Source organism: uncultured Methylobacterium sp. (assembly GCF_964242245.1).
Classification (GTDB): Bacteria; Pseudomonadota; Alphaproteobacteria; order Rhizobiales; family Beijerinckiaceae; genus Methylobacterium.
Window position 1 is genome coordinate 1 of the sequence record NZ_CAXTBY010000066.1, and the last position, 17783, is coordinate 17783.

Here is a 17783-nt window from a genome sequence, read left to right on the forward strand (position 1 = left end):
TCAACCCGGCGGTCGCGGCGCTGCCGGGGCTCGCGATCTTCATCGTCTCGATCTCCTTCAACCTGTTCTCGGACGGCCTGCGGAGCGCCATGGAGATCCGCCAGTGACCAGGCGGTGCACGGGCGGAGGCTGGATCGAGCGCGGGTCCCTTCTCCCAGGGGGAGAAGGACAGGATGAGGGGCGTAGCTTCTCCGGAGAGGTCACGCCCCTCACCCCAACCCTCTCCCTCGGGGAGAGGGAGCAACGGACCGCATCCGGCGGAACGCCTTCACGGCAGCAAAGGCCACGGGCATGAGTCTCATCGTCCAGCCGGCCGACGCCAACGCCCCGCGGATGCGCGACCGCGGCGGGCCGGGCCAGCCGCTCCTGTCGGTGTCGGGCCTCGTCAAGCACTTCCCCGTGCGCAAGGGCGTCGGGGCCAAGAAGTCCGTCGTGCGCGCCGTCGACGGCGTCGACTTCACGGCGATGAAGGGCGAGACGCTCGGCATCGTCGGCGAATCCGGCTGCGGCAAGTCGACGACGGCCAAGCTCCTGATGGGGCTGATCACGCGCGACCACGGCGAGATGCTGTTCGACGGCGAGCCGGTCGGCTCGCGCGCCCTGCCGTGGCGCGCCTACCGGCGCCAAGTGCAGATGGTGTTCCAGGACTCTTACGCCTCCCTCAACCCGCGCATGACGGTGGAGGCCTCGATCAGCTTCGGGCCGAAGGTCAACGGGATCGGGAGCCGCGCGGCGGTGGAGCGGGCGCGCAGCCTGCTTGCCCGCGTCGGCCTGGAGCCGAAGCGCTTCGCGGGCCGCTACCCGCACGAGCTGTCGGGCGGCCAGCGCCAGCGGGTCAACATCGCCCGCGCGCTGGCGCTGGAACCGCGCCTGATCCTGCTGGACGAGGCGGTCTCGGCGCTCGACAAGTCGGTGGAGGCGCAGGTGCTCAACCTGCTCCTCGACCTCAAGGCCGAGTTCGGGCTGACCTACCTGTTCATCAGCCACGACCTCAACGTGGTGCGCTTCATCTGCGACCGGGTGATGGTGATGTATCTCGGCCGCGTCTCGGAGCTCGGCCCCTCGGACACGGTGCTGGCGGAACCCGCCCACCCCTACACCCAGGCGCTGCTCGCCTCGATGCCCTCCCTCGATCCCGACAACCGCACGGAGGCCGCGCTGCTCACCGGCGACCCGCCAAACCCGATCGACCCGCCCGACGGCTGCCGCTTCCATCCCCGCTGCCGCTTGGCCGAGCCGGTCTGCTCGCAGGTGACGCCGCCGCTCGATCTCGTGGCGCCGCTGCATCAGGCCGCGTGCCTCGCCCGCCAGCCCGGCTCCGGCCATTCCCTTGCCGCGGCCCGGCAGGCGGCGGCATGAGCGCGGGCACCGCACCGGCGGTCGAGCTCCGCGACCTCAAGGTCGGCTTCGGCAAGGTCGAGGTGGTCGACGGCGTCGACCTGCGCCTGGAGCGCGGTCAGGCGATGGCGCTGATCGGCGAATCGGGCTCGGGCAAGAGCGTGACCCTGCGCGCGATCCTGCGCCTCTTTCCGGAAGGCCGCAGCCGGACGCGGGGCGGGATCGCGGTGGCGGGGCGCGACGTGCTGGCGCTGTCCCGGCGCGAGCTGGCCGATTTCCGCGGCCACATCGCCGCGATGATCTTCCAGGAGCCGCTGCTCGCCTTCGACCCGGTCTACACCGTCGGCCGGCAGATCACCGAGGCCGTGCGGCGGCACGAGAAGATCGACGCGGCCGGCGCGCGGCAGCGCGCGCTGGAGCTGTTCGAGCGCGTGCGCATCCCGAGCCCGGAACGGCGCCTCGACGCCTACCCGCACGAGATGTCCGGCGGCATGCGCCAGCGGGCGATGATCGCGCTCGCCTTGGCCTGCCGACCGCAGGTGCTCTTGGCCGACGAGCCGACCACGGCGCTGGACGCCACGGTGCAGATCCAGATTCTCCTGCTGCTGCGCGAGTTGCAGCGCGACCTCGGGCTGTCGATCATCCTCGTGACGCACGACCTCGGCGCCGCGGTCGAGGTCGCCGACCGGATCTCGGTGATGTATGCCGGCCGCATCGTCGAGACCGGCACGGCGCATCAGGTGGTGCTCGATCCCCACCACCCCTACACGATCGGCCTGCTGCGCAGCCGGGCGGAGGGGGCGCTGGCCAAGGGTGCGCGCCTCCAGACCATCCCGGGGAGCCCACCGGACCTCGCCAACCGCCCGCCGGGCTGCCCCTTCGCCCCCCGCTGCTTCCTCGCCGAGGACAGGTGTCGCGAGACCCCGCCCTCGGTCGCCGTCGGCGACGGGCATCTGGCCGCCTGCTGGCGCACGGACGAAGCCTCGGCCGCGTTCCGCGCCGGGCCGCAGCCGGCCCGGCCGGCGCGGGAGGCCGTGCCGGCCTGAGGCGGTCGCGCCGGATGGACGGCCGCACGCGCACGCCGATAGACTCTCTTCCGAGGGGAGGGCGGCCGCGTTGAGCGAATACCAGTACTACGACTTCCTCGCGGTCGACCGGCCGCTGGGCGAGGCGGATCGGCAGGCGCTGCGGGCGCTGTCGACCCGGGCCCGGATCACCGCAACGCGCTTCACGAACCACTACGAGTGGGGGAACTTCAAGGGCGATCCGGCCAAGCTGGTGCGGACGTGGTTCGACCTGCACCTGTACGCCGCGAACTGGGGCACGCGGCGCCTGATGCTGCGCCTGCCTCGGCGGCTCGTGGACAAGCGCCGCCTCGACGCGATGCTGCGGCCGGTCGAGGACGCCACGCTCACCGTCTCGGGCGACGACCTGATCCTCGACATCGTCCGTGAGGCGGAGGACGACGCGTTCGGGGGCTGGACCGAGGCGGACGACGAGGGCGGCGACGACACCCTCGGAACCCTCGTGCCCCTGCGGGCCGACGTGCTCGCGGGCGACCTGCGGCTGTTCTACCTCCTGTGGCTGATCGCAGTCGAGGCCGGCACCCTGCCGCCCGATACGCCGGAGCCGCTGCCGGGCCTCGGGCCGCTCAACGGCCCGCTCGCGGCGTTGGCCGCGTTCCTGCGCCTCGATTCCGACCTCGTCGCGGCGGCCGCCGAGCGGACCGGGGCCGCACCGGGCGATCCGCCCTCAGCGGAGGCCGCGCGGGCGGTGATCGCGGCGATGCCCGAGCGCGACCGGATCGCGATGCTGGTGCGGGTGTCCGCGGGCGATCCGCACGCGGCGGCCGAAGTGCGGGCGCGGGTGCTGGCCGCCGCCGGCCCGGCCGAGGCGCCCGCCGCGCCGCGCACGGCCGGCGACCTGCTCAGCCGCGCGCAGGCGCAGCGCCTCGCCCGGCAGCGCCGGGAGGCCGAGCGCGCCGAGGCCGAGGGGCGGCGGCAGGCGCAGGCCGCGGAGACCGCGCGCCGCGTCCGGATCGACGCGACCCGGCGCCGGGGGGAGGGCGCGTGGCGCGCGGTGGAGAGCGAGGCCGGGCGCCGCAACGCCTCCGGCTACGACCGCGCGGCGGCGCTCCTCGCGGACCTGCGGGTGATCGCGGAGGAGGGCGGCACGCTGGCGGACTTTTCGCAGCGTCTGGCCGACATCCGCGCCCGGCACGCGCGCAAGGACCGCTTCCTCGAACGCCTGGGCGGGCTCGGGTGAAGGGAAGGGCGAGTCGGGTTCGGCGAGAAAGGCCGGCAAGCAGCGCCGAGCGGCTCCCTCTCCCAGGGGGAGAGGGCTGGGGTGAGGGGCGTGCGTCATCCGGAGCGGTCACGCCCCTCATCCTGTCCTTCTCCCTCTGGGAGAAGGAACCCGCGCATCCTCCGGATTCCTCACTGCGATCGTATGACGGGCGAGTGCGCAAAGATCCGCCGGGGCGCGAGCCGCACCCCGGCGCCCGGAACACCGCTACTGCAGCATCCCCATCATGCCGGCGATCGAGGGGCCGCCGAAGCGTTCGCTCATGCCGCCGATGCGCTGCATCCAGTAGGCCGCCTGGGCCATCTGCGAGCCGCTGCCGTATCCGTTGCGGCGGCGGGCCGCGTGGCGCGGGCGGTCGCGGTAGACCACGACGGTCCGGGTCACGACGCGCACGCGGCCGACTTGCCGGACGGAGACGCGGGCCGCGGGTGCGGCGGCCGCCCGACGGACGGTCGGACGCTCGTCCCGGCGTGCCGCCAGCCGCGCGGCCGGCCGGGCCGGCGCCCGCTCGACGATGGTCCGCGGCGCGGCTGGGCGGGCCTCGGCCTGCCGCACCGCCGGCGAAGCCTCGTCCATCGCCGTGCGGCAGGCGGGGCTGAGGCGTGACCGCTCGGCGCGCAGGCAGGCGGTGATCGCGCCGACATCGGGGATGTGGGACGCGCACAGGCGAAAGGCGTCGGGGGAGCATGCGGCGCGCTGGGCCGCGGTGCCCTGCGCGAGCACCGGCGTGGCGAGCGCCCACAGCGACAGGGCTGCGAGGACGGGTTTGATCGTCATGGTCGTGTTCCTTTTCAAAGCGCGAGGGGTCGACGACGGGAACCTCCCGTCCGGCCAAGATTTGCTTGATCCCGGACCCGGCCGGACGCGGTGTGACGGCGCACGCGATGCAGTTTTCATGCGCACGAACGCATGATGATAGTGTCTTTGATTGTCGAAGCGATCGGCGAGGTCGGATCGAAAACAATCATCGCCCGCCGAGTGGATCGGTGCCGGGCGGCGACGCGTCACGTCCGGGCGGACGCCGCCCGCAGAACCTCCGCCATGCGCAGCACGGCCGGCGCGATGGCCCGCTCGGGGACGGCGGCGTAGCCGAGCAGCAGTCCCGGCGCGGCCGCTCCGGGATCGGCGTGATAGGCCGAGAGCGCCACCGTCGCGATGCCGGCCTCGGCGCAGGCGCGGGCGGCGGCGACGTCGTCGAGGCCGGCGGGCCAGGCGGGGCCGGGGCGGGCGACGAGGTGCATCCCGCCCTCCTGGGCCTCCACCTCCAGCAGGCCGGCGGCGTGGGCGCGGGCGGCCGCGACGAGGGCGGCCTGCCGCTCGGCGTAGAGCGTCCGCGTCCGGCGCAGGCGGCGGCCGAGATGGCCCTCGTCGATGAAGCGGGCGAGCGCCCCCTGGCCGAGGCCGGAGGATGCCGGCCCCGCCGCGACGAGGGCGCGACGCACCGCACCGGCGAGCCCGCGCGGCAGCACGAGGTAGCTCAGTTGCAGGGCCGGCAAAAGCACCTTGGAGAAGCTGCCGGCGTAGATCACCCGGCCGCCGCGGTCGAGGGCCCGGAGGGGCGCGAGCGGCCGGCCGGCGTAGCGGTACTCGCCGCCGTAATCGTCCTCGACGATCCAGGCGCCGGTGCCCTCCGCCCAGGCCAGCAGCGCCAGCCGGTTTTCCAGGCTCATGGCATGGCCCAGGGGATAGTGGTGGGCCGGCGTTACCACCGCGAGCCGCGCGTCGGGGACGCGGGCGAGCGCCCGCCCGACCGCGAGGCCGCCGGGCCCGACCGGCACCGGCACGGGCCTGATCCCGGCCTCGGCCAGCGCCAGCGCGATGCCGGGGAACCCCGGGTCCTCGACGAGCGCCGCCTCGCCCGGATCGAGGAGGAGCTGCGCCATCAGGCGCAGGCTCTGGCGGATGCCGGCCGTCACGATCACGTCGTCGGCCTCGCAAGCCACGCCGCGGGTGGCCGAGAGGTAGGCGGCGGTGGCGCGGCGCAGGCGCGGGTCGCCCAGCGGATGCGACGGCGGCGCTCCGTGGCGCCACTCGGCCTGGAGCAGGCGGGCGAAGACCGCGAACGGGAAGCCGTCGAGCGCGGGCCGGCCCAGGGCGAAGGCGTCGGGGTCGGTCGGGGCCGCGCGGTCGACGCGCCGCGGCGGCGCCGTCAGGGCCATGCCTCGCCGCGACAGCACCGACGGAGCCGGGATGGGGTCAGCGCTCGGCAGGCCCGGGGGCGCGAACACGTCGTCGGGCAGGGTGGCCGCCACGCGGGTGCCGGAGCCTGCCTGCGCCGTCAGGTAGCCCTCCGCGGCGAGCTGCTCCAGGGCGGCGAGCACGGTGCCGCGGGCGCAGCCGAGATCCTCGGCGAGCACCCGCGAGGCGGGCAACCGCGCCCCGCGCGCGATCCGCCGCGCCAGGATCGCGGCACGCAAGGCATCGCCGATCCGCGCGTGCAGGGGGAGTCGCGCGTCGGGATCGAGGGCGAGCACCAGGGGCAGCGCGCCGTCGGTTCGCGGCTTCGGCACGAAGTGGTCCAATTGCCTGTCGAGAATTGGATCTTTCGTATGAGCCGCCTATCCGTCAAGCCCGGCGCGACACCAGCCGAGGACGCCGCCATGTACCAGCCGCCGCACTTCAGGGAGGACGACCTCGGGGCGCAGCACGCCCTGATCCGCACCCATCCCCTCGGGCTGCTGATCACGGCGGGGCCGGGCGGCCTGATGGCGAACCCGATTCCGTTCCTGATCGATCCCGAAGCGTCGGAGCGGGGAACGCTGCGCGCGCACCTGGCCCGCGCCAACCCGCAATGGCGGGAGCTGGAGGCCGTCGAGGACTGCCTCGTGGTGTTCCAGGGGCCGCAGGCCTACGTCACCCCTTCGTGGTACGCGACCAAGCGCGAGACCGGCAAGGTGGTGCCGACCTGGAACTACGTCACCGTCCATGCCTGGGGCCGCCCGCGGGTGATCGCGGATTCGGCTTGGCTGCGCCGTCAGATCGCCGACCTGACGGACCTGCGCGAGGCCGCGCGGGCCGAGCCGTGGGCGGTCGCGGATGCGCCCGAACCGTTCACGGCCGCGCAGGTGAAGGGCATCGTCGGGCTCGAGATCCCGGTCGGGCGGAGCGCCGGCAAGTGGAAGGTCAGCCAGAACCGGCCGGAAGCCGACCGCGCCGGCGTGATCGCCGGGTTGCGGGACTTGGGCGGCGCCGACGACGCGATGGCGGCGCTCGTGCACGCGCGGAGCATCGACCGATGAACCCGAGACGCAACGACTTCGATCAGCCGGTCGGCCCGGCCGTGCCGGACTGGAGCCCGCGTCCGTTGCCGCCACGCGCACCGATGCAGGGGCGGACCTGCCGGGTCGAGCCCCTCGACGCGGCCCGCCACGCCGCCGACCTGTTCGCGACGTTCACGGCAGAACCCGACCGGCGAAGCTGGACCTACCTGCCCGGCATCCCGCCGGAGAGCGAGGCGGCCTACCGGGCCGAGTTGGAGCGGATGCAGGCGGGCGCCGACCCGCTGTTCCACGCGATCGTCGATGGTGGGAGCGGGCGCGCGGTGGGCCTTGCGTCGTACCTGCGCCTCGATCCCGCCAACGGCGTGATCGAGGTCGGCCACCTGCATTTCGGCCCGGCGCTGGCGCAGCGGCCGGCCGCCACCGAGGCGATGGCCCTGATGATGGCCCGCGCCTTCGACCTCGGCTACCGCCGCTACGAGTGGAAGTGCGACAGCCTCAACGCGCCCTCGCGGGCCGCGGCGCTCCGCTACGGTTTCACCTTCGAGGGCATCTTCCGCAACGCCGTCGTGACCAAGGGCCGCTCGCGCGACACCGCGTGGTTCTCGGTGACCGACGCCGAGTGGCCGCGGGTGCGGGCGGCGTTCGCGGGTTGGCTCGACCCGGACAACTTCTCCGCGGACGGGCGGCAGCGGCGGCCACTTGCGGACTTCCGCGAGGCGTGACGCCCGCCGGACGCTTGCGCGATCGGATGGGGCGCAGCCCGACGGCCTCGATGTCCCCGAAGCCGTCCGCGTCGGGCGCGTGTTCCCTCTCAACACTCGGGCTTGTGGACCCACGCAAGTCGGATGCGGTCGGCGGCCGGAGGAACCGCGGGTCCCCACACCCTTAGCGGGGAGGGAGCCCGCGTCGCGCTTCATGCGATTCCTCTCCGGCACCAGAGCAGTTGGGGTGCGCATCTGCGCCCAAACGGGACAGGACGTGACGCGGCAACACCCGGTGCCAAGCAGATGTCATCCTTACCCCCGCGCCGCCGCGACGAAGGCGGCGATGCGCGCCGGGTCCTTCACCCCCGGCGCGGATTCGACCCCCGACGAGACGTCGACGGCCTCGGCACCCGTGCGAGCGAGCGCGAGGCCGACGCCGTCCGCGTCGAGGCCGCCGGACAGCATCCAGCCGGCGGGCAGGTCGGCACCGGCGAGCAGGTCCCAATCGAAGGCGCGGCCGTTGCCGCCCGGGAGATCGGCACCGGGGGGCGGCTTGGCGTCGAGCAGCAGGCGGTCGGCGATTCCGGAATAGGCCGCGATCCGGCGAAGGTCGACCGGGCCTGCGATGCCGAGCGCCTTCATCACCGGGCGGCCCGTGGCCGCACGGATCGCGGCGACGCGCGCAGGAGCCTCGGCGCCGTGCAACTGGATCAGGTCCGGGTCGATCGCCTCGATCGCCGCGGCGACCTCCGCATCGTCCGGATCGACCAGCAGAACCACCCGCTCCGCCCGGCCGCGCGCCTGCTGCGAGAGCGCGCGGGCGGTGCCGAGATCGACGTGGCGCGGGCTCCTGGGAAACCGAACGAGGCCCACCCAGTCGGCGCCGGCCTCCAGCGCGACCGCCATGGTTTCCGGCGTGCTCAAGCCGCAGATCTTGACCCGCGTCGACAGGATCGGCAACCAACCCCCGGGAGACATCAGCGGGGGACGGGGAGCGCCGTGCGGTTCGGCATCGCCCCCGGCGTGCCCGGCTCGGGCGGAGCGTAGGCCTTCAGCCGGGCGGTCTCGCCCTCCAGGCGGCGGATCTCGCGGCCGCGGTGGCGCACCTGCCGCCGGGCCCGGCCCTGCCCGAGCCACGCGAAGATGCCGCCGACGACGATGCCCAGCGCCACGGCACCGAACAGGATGGCGTAGAGGGGCAGCGTCAGGCTGAAGACCGGCGTCTCGGGCGAGAACGGATCGAGGGACAGGCGCACGGGATCGCGGTTGGCAACCGCCAGCAGGATCACGGCGATCGTGACCGGCAGCAGCACCAGACCCTTGAGGAAGCGGATCATCGATCTCTCCGAAGCACGTTCGTTCCGTGTTGCGGACGGCCCGGGGGCGACCCGCGATCCGCCGCAGGCGCAGCGGCAGGCATTCTTGTCGCCCCGCGGAAGAGGGACGGCCCTCCCCGCAGGACGTCTCGACCTACTCGGCCGCGGACCGGCTCTCGCCGATCCCGGCCGCGTTGAGGCGCAGGCGCATCTCCTTGCCGGTCTTGAACACGGGGATGGCTTTCTCCGAGACGGCAACGGCGGCGCCCGTGCGCGGGTTGCGCCCGCGCCGCGCATCGCGGCGCTTGACCGAGAAGGCGCCGAAGCCGCGCAGTTCCACCCGGTCGCCCCGCGCCAGCGCGTCGGCGATGGTGTCGAGGATGGCGTTGACCAGCGTCTCCACGTCCCGCTGGTAGAGGTGCGGGTTCTGCTCGGCGATCTTGAGGACGAGCTCCGACTTGATCATGGACCTGGATCTTCTCGAAATTCCGATGCGCGACGCGTTTGGACTTCTGCGCGGATCAGGGCGCGTCGGCGGGGCTCGGGCGCCAGAGGACGAGCAGGCCGCCGCGCGCGGCGGCCTGCGCCTGCCCGCCGATCTCGGCGAGCTGGGCGGACAGGCCTTCGAGCCCGAGCAGGTCCGCGCCGAGCCCCAGCGCCGAGAACAGGCCGAGGCCGCGGTCGCCCGCGGGCTTCCAGTCCTTCACCGGAAGGTCCTTGGGCACCTTGCGCGCGGTCTCGAGCCACGCGACCGCCTGCCGCTCGCTGCCGAGTTCGTCCACGAGCTTCAGGGGCACGCTCTGGCGGCCGCTGAACACCCGGCCGTCCGAGACCGTGCCGATCTGCCCGGCATCCATCCCGCGCCGCTCGGCGACCAGGGACTTGAACCAGGAATAGGTGTCGCCGACGACCGCCGCCAGCGCCGCGCGCGCCTCCGGCGAGGTGGGGGTGAAGCCCGACGGCTCGGCCTTCAGCGGCGAGGATTTGACCGACTCGACCTTCACGCCGACCTTGTCGAGCAGGCCCGAGACGTCCGGGTACTGGAACAGCACCCCGATCGAGCCGACGAGGGCGGTCTCGCGCGCGACGATGTGGTCGGCGGCGATCGCGGTGATGTAGGCGCCCGACGCCGCCGTGCCGTCGACGAAGGCGACGATCGGCTTCTTCTCGGCAAGCGCGCGCAGGTTGCGGAACAGCTCCTCCGAGCCGGTGGTGGTGCCCCCGGGCGAGTTGATCGAGACGACGACGCCCCGCACGGCCGCGGATTCAGCCACGCGCCGCATCAGCCGCGCGGTCGCCTCGCTGCCGCTGATGAAGCCGGAGACCGAGATGCGGGCGATCTGCGGCTGAGCGGCGGCGAACAGGCCGCCGTCGGTGCCCGCCCGGACGCGCAGGCCCACGGCAGCCACGGCGACGACGAGGCCGCCGATGCCGAGGACGCGCCACAGGGACAGCTTGCGGCGCAGGCGCCGCCGATCGATCAGGAGTTCGGCGTCAGCGGCCATGCGATCGTCTGCTCCCTCGCGCTCCGGCCTTGCGCGCCGGTCACTCTTCGCCGGCCCCGGGACCCTCGGTCCGGGGCCGGGGCGCACGAGGCCGGCATGCCGCAGGACCGTTCCGCACCACGTCTTCGGTACGGAGCAAGTCCTTGGCAGGCTTGAACTCGTGGGCGCCGGGCGGTTGCCCGCGAGCGGTGTTCTAGCGCCGCCGGAGGCGGACCGGCAAGGGGCGGCCCCGACGAAAGCGCCCACCCTTAAGGTTGCACCGGCAAAACGAAAGCCCGCGCGGGACGATCCGTCCCGCGCGGGCTTCTTCCTCGCGACTTCCGGTCCGCTCCCGTTCAGGCGAACTGAGCAGGGGCCGCCTCCGGAAGACTACTTCTCGTCGTCGTCGCTGGTGCGGGCCTTCTTGAAGGCCGCCCCGAGGATGTCGCCGAGGGAGGCACCGGAATCGGCCGAGCCGAACTGGGCCATCGCCTCCTTCTCCTCGGCGACTTCCAGCGCCTTGATCGAGAGCTGGACACGCCGGGCCTTGCGGTCGAACTGGATCACGCGGGCGTCGAACTTTTCGCCGGCGGCGAAGCGCTCGGGGCGCTGGTCGCCGCGGTCGCGGGCGAGCTCGGCGCGGCGGATGAAGCTCGACATGTCGGTGTCGACGATTTTGACCTCGATGCCCGAATCCTTGACCTCGGTCACCTCGCAGGTCACGACCTGACCCTTCTTGACGTCGCCGGCCTCCGCGAAGGGGTCGCCGCCGATCTGCTTGATGCCGAGCGAGATGCGCTCCTTCTCGACATCGACGTCGAGAACCTGCGCCTTGACCATATCGCCCTTCTTGAACTCCTCGATCACCTGCTCGCCGGGACGGTTCCAGTCGAGGTCCGACAGGTGGACCATGCCGTCGACGTCGCCTTCCAGCCCGATGAACAGGCCGAACTCGGTCTTGTTCTTGACCTCGCCCTCGACCTCGGAACCGACCGGGTGCTTCTCGGAGAAGCCCTCCCACGGGTTCTGCAGGGTCTGCTTGAGGCCCAGCGAGATGCGGCGCTTGACCGGATCGACCTCGAGGATCTGCACTTCCACCTCCTGCGAGGTGGAGACGATCTTGCCGGGGTGGACGTTCTTCTTGGTCCAGCTCATCTCGGAGACGTGGATCAGTCCCTCGATCCCCGGCTCCAGCTCCACGAAGGCGCCGTAATCGGTGATGTTGGTGACCCGGCCCTTGAGCTTGGCCTCGACCGGATAGCGCTGGGCGATGCCCTCCCACGGATCGGCGAGCAACTGCTTGATGCCGAGCGAAATGCGGTGGGTCTCGTGGTTGATCTTGATGATCTTGACCTTGACCGTCTGGCCGATGGTCACGACCTCGGACGGGTGATTCACGCGGCGCCACGCCATGTCGGTGACGTGGAGCAGGCCGTCGATGCCGCCGAGGTCGACGAAGGCGCCGTACTCGGTGATGTTCTTGACGACGCCGTCGATGACCTGACCCTCTTCGAGGTTGGCCACCAACTCCGAGCGCTGCTCGGCGCGGCTCTCTTCGAGCACGGTGCGGCGCGAGACGACGATGTTGCCGCGGCGGCGGTCCATCTTGAGGATCTGGAAGGGCTGCGGCGTGCCAAGCAGCGGCGTCACGTCGCGCACCGGGCGGATGTCGACCTGGGAGCGCGGCAGGAAGGCCACGGCGCCGTCGAGGTCGACGGTGTAGCCGCCCTTGACCTGGTTGAAGATCGTGCCGGTGACGCGGTCGTTGTTCTCGAACGACTTCTCGAGCTTGACCCAGCTCTCCTCGCGCCGCGCCTTGTCGCGCGAGATGACGGCCTCGCCGAGCGCGTTCTCGATGCGGTCGACGTAGACCTCGACCTCGTCGCCGACGACGAGGTCGCCCTCGCGGCCGGGGCCGTTGAATTCCTTGAGGGCGACGCGCCCTTCCGTCTTGGCGCCGATGTCGATGACGGCCACGTCCTTCTCGATCGCGACGACGCGACCCTTGACGACGGAGCCCTCGGTGATCTCGTGTTGGAGGAACGATTCCTCGAGCAGCGCCGCGAAGTCGTCGCGGTAGGCGTCACGCTGCAGAGCGGTACCAGCAGTCATTCTGTCTCCTGAACGGGCTCCCGCGGGAGGCCCTCACGTCGGCGGCTCGCGTTGCGGACGCCCCCGTTGCCGCTGCCGCTCCGGATGAGAGGAGCGACCGGTCCCGAGGGACCGGCTTGCCGACGCGTTCGTACGGTGTCCGAGGGCGGTCGGTCCGGAGCCGAGGCGCGCTGAAAACCCACGCGCGTGCGATCGGCCCGGAAAGACGCCGGCTTCCTACAGCAACGGGGCCTGAAGTTCAACCAACGCGCGCGGTCCGCCGCGCGGCGCGGCCGGACGCCTCACGCGCGGCGGGTCCGCCTTCGAGGCGAGCCCGCGCCGACGCAGGATGACGGCGCGCGGACGATCAATCCTCGTCGTCGGCGGGGCGGACGCCCTTCAGCTTGGCGAACACGGAATCGGCATTGATCCGCTCCTCGCGGCCGCCGTGGCGATGCGCGTCGGCCTCCTCGGCCGGCTCCTCGCGGGTCGAGACCTCCGTCGGCAGGAGGGAGGCGCCGGCCTCCGTCGGCGCGGCGGCCGGACGGTCCTTGGCGGCGCGCTGCACCTCGAAGTCGAGGTCGATCTGGGTGCAGAGTCCCAGCGTCACCGGGTCCATCGGCTGGAGCGAGCCGGAGTTCCAGTGCGAGCGCTCGCGGATCTGCTGGATCGTCGACTTGGTGGTGCCCACGAGCCGGATCACCTGCGCGTCCTTCAACTCGGGGTGGTTGCGCAGGAGCCAGAGGATCGCGTTCGGGCGATCCTGACGGCGCGAGAGGGGCGTATAGCGCGGCCCCTTGGTGGTGCGCTTGACCTCCGGCAGCTTGACCTTCGAGACCGCGACCTTGAGCTTGTAGCTCGGGGTTCCCTGCGCCTTCTCGATCTCGTCGCGGGTGAGCTGGCCCGTGGTGATCGGGTCCAGCCCCTTGATCCCGGCGGCGACCTCGCCGTCGGCGATACCCTTCACCTCCAGCGGGTGCAGCTTGCAGAAATCGGCGATCTGCTCGAAGGCCAGCGAAGTGTTCTCGACCAGCCAGACGGCGGTCGCCTTGGGCATCAACGGACCCTGGGTCATGTCGCGCAGCTCCAACCTTCGCGTGGACGGACGGGACCGGGCATCGGTCCGCGGGCTCCGGACGGCTCGATCCGGAAGTCCCGTCTCACGCGTTCAAAATGGGGATGGATGGTTATAGGCGGGGGCGAGGGGCTTAGGCAATCGGCCGTTTGATGCCGACGGCGGCGGTCCGGTTCGTCCAGGCCGAGTCGATCGGTGTGCGCCTCCGGCGACGGCCCGGCCGTCCGGCACGGACTGCACCGTTCGGAAACCAAGTGGCGGGGTAGGCGTGCGCGCATGGTTTGCGAGAACGCCGGCGCGAACATCATTCAGTTCCGACGCGGGGAGACAGTTCGAAGATCGATTGCGGGTAGGTCTTGGGACTTAGCCTCAGCGCGATCAGAATTCGGGCTCAACCGAACGATCTCTGGATGATCTACTCTCTCGTTCGCCCTGCTATTTCGCCTTGCCGCGCTGGCGACGCCGCTGCTCGCCGTCACCGGCCTCGTCCCCTACGGGCTGCACCGCCGAGCTGGGGCGTCGGTCCGCTGCGGGACCCGCCTTCCGTGCGCACGTCACGCTCCCGAAGGATGCGTGCGGCCCGGCCGCGGCCTTGAGGCGGGCGAGGGGAGGGAGTAGGTCTCAAGGGGCGGGCCGCGCGCCCGCGCTGCCATGCCTTCGGGGGCCACCCTGGTTTCAGTGAGACCGCCGACCGCGTCGCCGCCGCCCGAGCCGGACGCGCCCGGGCCCCGCCCCCGCGTGAGCGCGCGCGGCCGCCTGCGCACCTACTTCCTCACCGGCATCATCGTGGCGGGGCCGCTGGCCATCACCGCCTACATCACGTGGTGGATCATCACGCTGATCGACAGCTTCGTGAAGCCGCTGGTGCCGGCGAGCTACCTGCCGGACCACTACCTGCCGTTCTCGATCCCCGGCCTCGGCATGCTCATCGCCTTCGTCGCGGTGACGCTGCTCGGCTTCCTCACGGCGAACCTCGTCGGCCGCAGCGTCGTCGAGTTCGGCGAGGTGCTGCTCGCCCGCACGCCGGTGATCTCCGGTCTCTACAAGGGGCTGCGGCAGATCTTCGAGACGCTGTTTTCGGCCAACGGCACCTCGTTCCGCACGGTCGGGCTCGTCGAGTTTCCAGTCAAGGGAACGTGGTCGGTGGTGTTCCTGTCCGCACCCGCAGCCCCCGACGTGCAGGCTGCGCTCCCGCGAGGGGAGGGGCAGGGCCACGACTACGTCGGGGTCTTCCTGCCGTGCGCGCCGAACCCGACCACGGGGTTCTTCTTCTACCTGCCGCGCGCCGACATCATCGAGGTGGGCATGAGCGTCGACGACGCGGCCAAGCTGGTGATGTCGGCCGGCGTGATCCAGCCGGAGGATCCGCAGGCCCGCCTCCAGGCGATGGCGGCGAGCCTGCGCGCGACGCAAGGGAGTGCTGCGGCGACCGTCGCGCCGCTGCGGGAAGAGGTATAGGGTCCGTGGCGCCGCCGATCCGGAGCGAGGGCGCCTCGGGAAGGATCAGGAGGCGCTGGCGGTGACGACCGTGGCCTTGGCGGCCGGGACGTGCCCGGTCATCCAGCCCGTGGAGGTCGCGGCGGCGAGCAGGAGGGCCAGCGCGAGGCACAGGCCGTTGGCGGCGATCCAGAGCGGACGCGCCGCCTGACGGACGGAGAGGGCCACGTCGGCGGCCGGCGCGGCGGCGCGATCGGAGATCGGCAGGAGCCAGGGATCGTGGGCGGTGACGGTCCACCCCTCGCAGGATCCCGGCAGGCGTTGGAACGGTCCGGTCAGCATCGCTGTCCTCCATCTTTCCCGTGACGGCCTGAACGAATCAGCCTTTCGTTCAGGTTCAGTTAAGATTGAATCGTGGCGACTGCAAGGCACGCTGACGTCACACCGGGCCGCAGCGGCGATGCCGGGCCGCGAAGCGACGGGCCCGCCCAGGGATGGCCGGTCTGCCGCCCCGGAGAAGAAACGGGATTGCGCCTCGCGCCCCATCCCTTATCTCGCACCTCAATCCCGCAGGTCTTGGTTCCGGCGGTCAACGGGGAAGCGACGATGCCGAAGGCGATCCGAGTTCAGGAGTACGGCGGCCCCGAGGTGATGGCCTACGTCGACGTGCCGCTGGCCGAGCCGGGCCCCGGCCAGATCCGAATCCGTTCGCGTGCGATCGGGGTCAACTTCATCGACATCTACTTCCGCACCGGTGCCTACAAGGCGGCCCAGCTCCCCTTCACGCCGGGCAAGGAGGTTGCGGGCACGGTGACGGCGGTGGGCGAGGGCGTGAGCGACTTCCGCGTCGGCGACCGGGTCGCGACCGGGTCGGGGGAGGGCGCCTACGCCGAGGAGCCGCTGATCGCGGCCGCGGCCGCGGTGCACGTGCCGGACGGCATCGACGACGCCACCGCGGCCGGCATGATGCTCAAGGGGCTGACCGCCGAGTACCTGCTGCACCGGACCTACAAGGTGAAGCCCGGCGACACGATCCTGTGGCATGCGGCGGCCGGCGGCGTCGGCCTGATCGCCTGCCAGTGGGCCAAGCACCTCGGCGCCACGGTGATCGGCACCGCGGGCTCGCCCGAGAAGGCGGAGCTGGCGCGTGCCCACGGCTGCGACCACGTGATCCTCTACCGCGAGGAGGATGTGGCCAAGCGCGTGCGCGAAATCACCGGCGGCAAGGGCGTGCCGGTGGTCTACGACGGCGTCGGGCAGCAGACCCTGACGGGCTCCCTCGATTCGCTCTCACCCCTGGGTCTGCTCGCGAGCTTCGGTTCGGCCTCGGGTCCGATCCAGGGCCTCGATCTCGGGTTGCTCGCCGCGAAGGGCTCGCTCTACGTGACGCGCCCGACGCTGTTCACCTACGCGAGCCGGCGCCCGATCCTCGACGAGATGGCGGGGAACCTGTTCTCGGTGGTGCGGAGCGGCGCGGTGAAAATCCCGGTGAACCGGACCTACAGGCTCAGCGAGGCGCAGCAGGTGCACCGGGACCTCGCGGGCCGCGAGACCACCGGATCGACGGTGATGGTGCCGTGATCCTGCGATCACGGGAACCCGGGATGCCGGGCTCCGCCCGCATCCGCCGAGGGGCCGGCCCTTCGGAATCCCAGGTTCGGCCATGAGGGCCGAACCGACCGATGCCCTGCTCGTCGTCGACGTGCAGGTGGACTTCCTGCCCGGCGGCGCACTCGCGGTGCCGGAGGGCGACGCGATCGTCGGGCCGATCAACGCCCTCGCGAAGCGGTTCCGGCACGCGGTGCTGACGCAGGACTGGCACCCGGCGGGCCACGCCTCCTTCGCCAGCGCGCATCCGGGGCGGGCGCCGTTCGAGACGGTGCGGATGGCCTACGGCGAGCAGGTGCTGTGGCCGGACCACTGCGTGCAGGGCACGCGCGGCGCAGCCCTCGCCGCGGGCCTCGACGTGCCGGGCGCCGATCTCATCCTGCGCAAGGGCGCGAACCCGGGGGTCGACAGCTACTCCGCCTTCGTCGAGGCCGACGGAACGCCGACGGGGCTCGCCGGCTACCTGCGCGAGCGCGGCGTCGTCCGGGTGGCGCTGTGCGGGCTCGCCACCGACTACTGCGTCGCCTGGAGCGCGCTCGACGCCCGCGCCGCCGGGTTCGAGGCCGTGGTGGTCGCCGACGCGACGCGGGCGATCGACCGGGACGGCTCGCTGACGCGGGCCTGGGAGCGGATGATAGCTGCGGGCGTGGGCCGCATCACGCTCTCGTGATCGTGGACCGCGTCCGCTGAGAACCGGTCGCGCCGGAAACCGACGCAATCAGTTCGCCGAACGGTCGCGCATCCGGTAGGTGCCGCCGGGATCGCGCTCGAACATCTCGGGGATGCCGGCGTGGCGCAGCGTCTCGCCCGACTCGTCGGGCACGAGGTTCTGCTCGGAGACGTAGGCGACGTACTCCGTCTCGGCGTTCTCGGCGAGCAGGTGGTAGAACGGCTGGTCCTTGCGCGGGCGCGACGCCTCGGGGATCGCCAGCCACCACGCCTCGGTGTTGTCGAACACCGGGTCCACGTCGAAGACGATGCCGCGGAACGGGTAGATCCGGTGGCGCACCACGGCACCGATCCCGAATTTCGCGATGCGCAGTCTCGATTCGGTGGCGCGCGCGTCGGTCATGGGCTGATCCGTCATGCCGGGTCAGATAGGCGCGAAGCGCATCCGTGTCACCGGGTTCCAACGGACAACTGTCCCTCTCCCGCAAAGGGGGAGGGAACGGCGCCCCCTCAATCCAGCTTGTACACCGCGGCCA

The 17783-nt window shown here is 72.1% G+C and carries 18 protein-coding genes and 1 pseudogene; 9 read left to right on the top strand and 10 right to left on the bottom strand.

Going from position 1 to position 17783, the window contains the following annotated elements; all coding sequences use genetic code 11:
• From ACFE8Y_RS14005 to ACFE8Y_RS14020, 4 genes and pseudogenes are all read left to right on the top strand, one after another.
• A pseudogene (locus tag ACFE8Y_RS14005) lies at positions 1-107 on the top strand (ABC transporter permease); the annotation flags it as partial.
• A 184-nt stretch (positions 108-291) separates the two neighbouring features.
• Complete coding sequence (locus tag ACFE8Y_RS14010; RefSeq protein WP_375464997.1) at positions 292-1359, top strand: ABC transporter ATP-binding protein; 1068 nt, start codon at positions 292-294, stop codon at positions 1357-1359.
• Positions 1356-2384: an ABC transporter ATP-binding protein gene (locus tag ACFE8Y_RS14015; protein ID WP_375464998.1), complete on the top strand. Its 1029-nt coding sequence runs from the start codon at positions 1356-1358 to the stop codon at positions 2382-2384. Before ACFE8Y_RS14010 ends, ACFE8Y_RS14015 begins: the two co-directional genes overlap by 4 nt.
• 70 nt (positions 2385-2454) lie before the next feature.
• Positions 2455-3603: a hypothetical protein gene (locus tag ACFE8Y_RS14020; protein ID WP_375464999.1), complete on the top strand. Its 1149-nt coding sequence runs from the start codon at positions 2455-2457 to the stop codon at positions 3601-3603.
• Between the two features lie 246 nt (positions 3604-3849).
• Here ACFE8Y_RS14020 and ACFE8Y_RS14025 read toward each other — a convergent pair whose 3' ends face one another.
• Together ACFE8Y_RS14025 and ACFE8Y_RS14030 are read right to left on the bottom strand one after the other, a co-directional pair.
• On the bottom strand, positions 3850-4419 hold the full coding sequence (locus tag ACFE8Y_RS14025) for a hypothetical protein (RefSeq protein WP_375465000.1): 570 nt from the start codon (positions 4417-4419) through the stop codon (positions 3850-3852).
• A 227-nt stretch (positions 4420-4646) separates the two neighbouring features.
• Positions 4647-6152 (bottom strand): PLP-dependent aminotransferase family protein, encoded by a 1506-nt coding sequence (locus ACFE8Y_RS14030; RefSeq protein ID WP_375465001.1) that lies wholly within the window; start codon positions 6150-6152, stop codon positions 4647-4649.
• A gap of 90 nt (positions 6153-6242) precedes the next feature.
• Here ACFE8Y_RS14030 and ACFE8Y_RS14035 point away from each other — a divergent pair, with 90 nt between their 5' ends.
• A complete protein-coding gene (locus tag ACFE8Y_RS14035) occupies positions 6243-6881 on the top strand; it encodes an FMN-binding negative transcriptional regulator (RefSeq protein WP_375465018.1) in 639 nt (212 codons plus the stop codon).
• A complete protein-coding gene (locus ACFE8Y_RS14040; RefSeq protein WP_375465002.1) occupies positions 6878-7585 on the top strand; it encodes a GNAT family N-acetyltransferase in 708 nt (235 codons plus the stop codon). The genes ACFE8Y_RS14035 and ACFE8Y_RS14040 overlap by 4 nt, the downstream gene beginning before the upstream one ends.
• A gap of 294 nt (positions 7586-7879) precedes the next feature.
• Here the strand turns inward: ACFE8Y_RS14040 and ACFE8Y_RS14045 are convergent, their stop codons facing one another.
• The 6 genes from ACFE8Y_RS14045 to ACFE8Y_RS14070 form a co-directional block, all read right to left on the bottom strand.
• Positions 7880-8545, bottom strand: coding sequence for a phosphoribosylanthranilate isomerase (locus tag ACFE8Y_RS14045; protein ID WP_375465003.1), 666 nt, complete (start codon positions 8543-8545; stop codon positions 7880-7882).
• On the bottom strand, positions 8545-8904 hold the full coding sequence (locus ACFE8Y_RS14050) for a lipopolysaccharide assembly protein LapA domain-containing protein (RefSeq protein WP_375465004.1): 360 nt from the start codon (positions 8902-8904) through the stop codon (positions 8545-8547). The genes ACFE8Y_RS14045 and ACFE8Y_RS14050 overlap by 1 nt, the downstream gene beginning before the upstream one ends.
• Positions 8905-9037: 133 nt before the next feature.
• Positions 9038-9349, bottom strand: a complete 312-nt coding sequence (gene ihfB, locus ACFE8Y_RS14055) for an integration host factor subunit beta (protein ID WP_375465005.1) — start codon at positions 9347-9349, stop codon at positions 9038-9040.
• A 55-nt stretch (positions 9350-9404) separates the two neighbouring features.
• Positions 9405-10388 carry a signal peptide peptidase SppA gene (gene sppA / locus ACFE8Y_RS14060; RefSeq protein ID WP_375465006.1) on the bottom strand — a complete coding sequence of 328 codons (984 nt, stop codon included), beginning with the start codon at positions 10386-10388 and terminating at the stop codon, positions 9405-9407.
• Positions 10389-10757: 369 nt separating this feature from the next.
• Positions 10758-12479, bottom strand: a complete 1722-nt coding sequence (gene rpsA, locus ACFE8Y_RS14065) for a 30S ribosomal protein S1 (RefSeq protein WP_375465007.1) — start codon at positions 12477-12479, stop codon at positions 10758-10760.
• 346 nt (positions 12480-12825) lie between these two features.
• Positions 12826-13533, bottom strand: a complete 708-nt coding sequence (locus ACFE8Y_RS14070; protein WP_375465008.1) for a DUF1013 domain-containing protein — start codon at positions 13531-13533, stop codon at positions 12826-12828.
• Positions 13534-14184: 651 nt separating this feature from the next.
• Here ACFE8Y_RS14070 and ACFE8Y_RS14075 point away from each other — a divergent pair.
• The gene (locus ACFE8Y_RS14075; protein ID WP_375465009.1) at positions 14185-14991 is read left to right on the top strand and encodes a DUF502 domain-containing protein; all 807 of its coding nucleotides are present in this window, start codon (positions 14185-14187) and stop codon (positions 14989-14991) included.
• 45 nt (positions 14992-15036) lie between these two features.
• Here ACFE8Y_RS14075 and ACFE8Y_RS14080 read toward each other — a convergent pair whose 3' ends face one another.
• Complete coding sequence (locus tag ACFE8Y_RS14080) at positions 15037-15312, bottom strand: hypothetical protein (protein WP_375465010.1); 276 nt, start codon at positions 15310-15312, stop codon at positions 15037-15039.
• 264 nt (positions 15313-15576) lie between these two features.
• Here ACFE8Y_RS14080 and ACFE8Y_RS14085 point away from each other — a divergent pair, with 264 nt between their 5' ends.
• Both ACFE8Y_RS14085 and ACFE8Y_RS14090 read left to right on the top strand, forming a co-directional pair.
• Complete coding sequence (locus ACFE8Y_RS14085) at positions 15577-16551, top strand: quinone oxidoreductase (RefSeq protein ID WP_375465011.1); 975 nt, start codon at positions 15577-15579, stop codon at positions 16549-16551.
• 82 nt (positions 16552-16633) lie between these two features.
• Positions 16634-17248: a nicotinamidase gene (locus tag ACFE8Y_RS14090; RefSeq protein WP_375465012.1), complete on the top strand. Its 615-nt coding sequence runs from the start codon at positions 16634-16636 to the stop codon at positions 17246-17248.
• A 48-nt stretch (positions 17249-17296) separates the two neighbouring features.
• On the opposite strand, the gene hspQ is transcribed toward ACFE8Y_RS14090, so the two are convergent.
• On the bottom strand, positions 17297-17650 hold the full coding sequence (gene hspQ / locus ACFE8Y_RS14095; RefSeq protein ID WP_375465013.1) for a heat shock protein HspQ: 354 nt from the start codon (positions 17648-17650) through the stop codon (positions 17297-17299).
• Between the last annotated feature and the right edge of the window lie 133 nt (positions 17651-17783).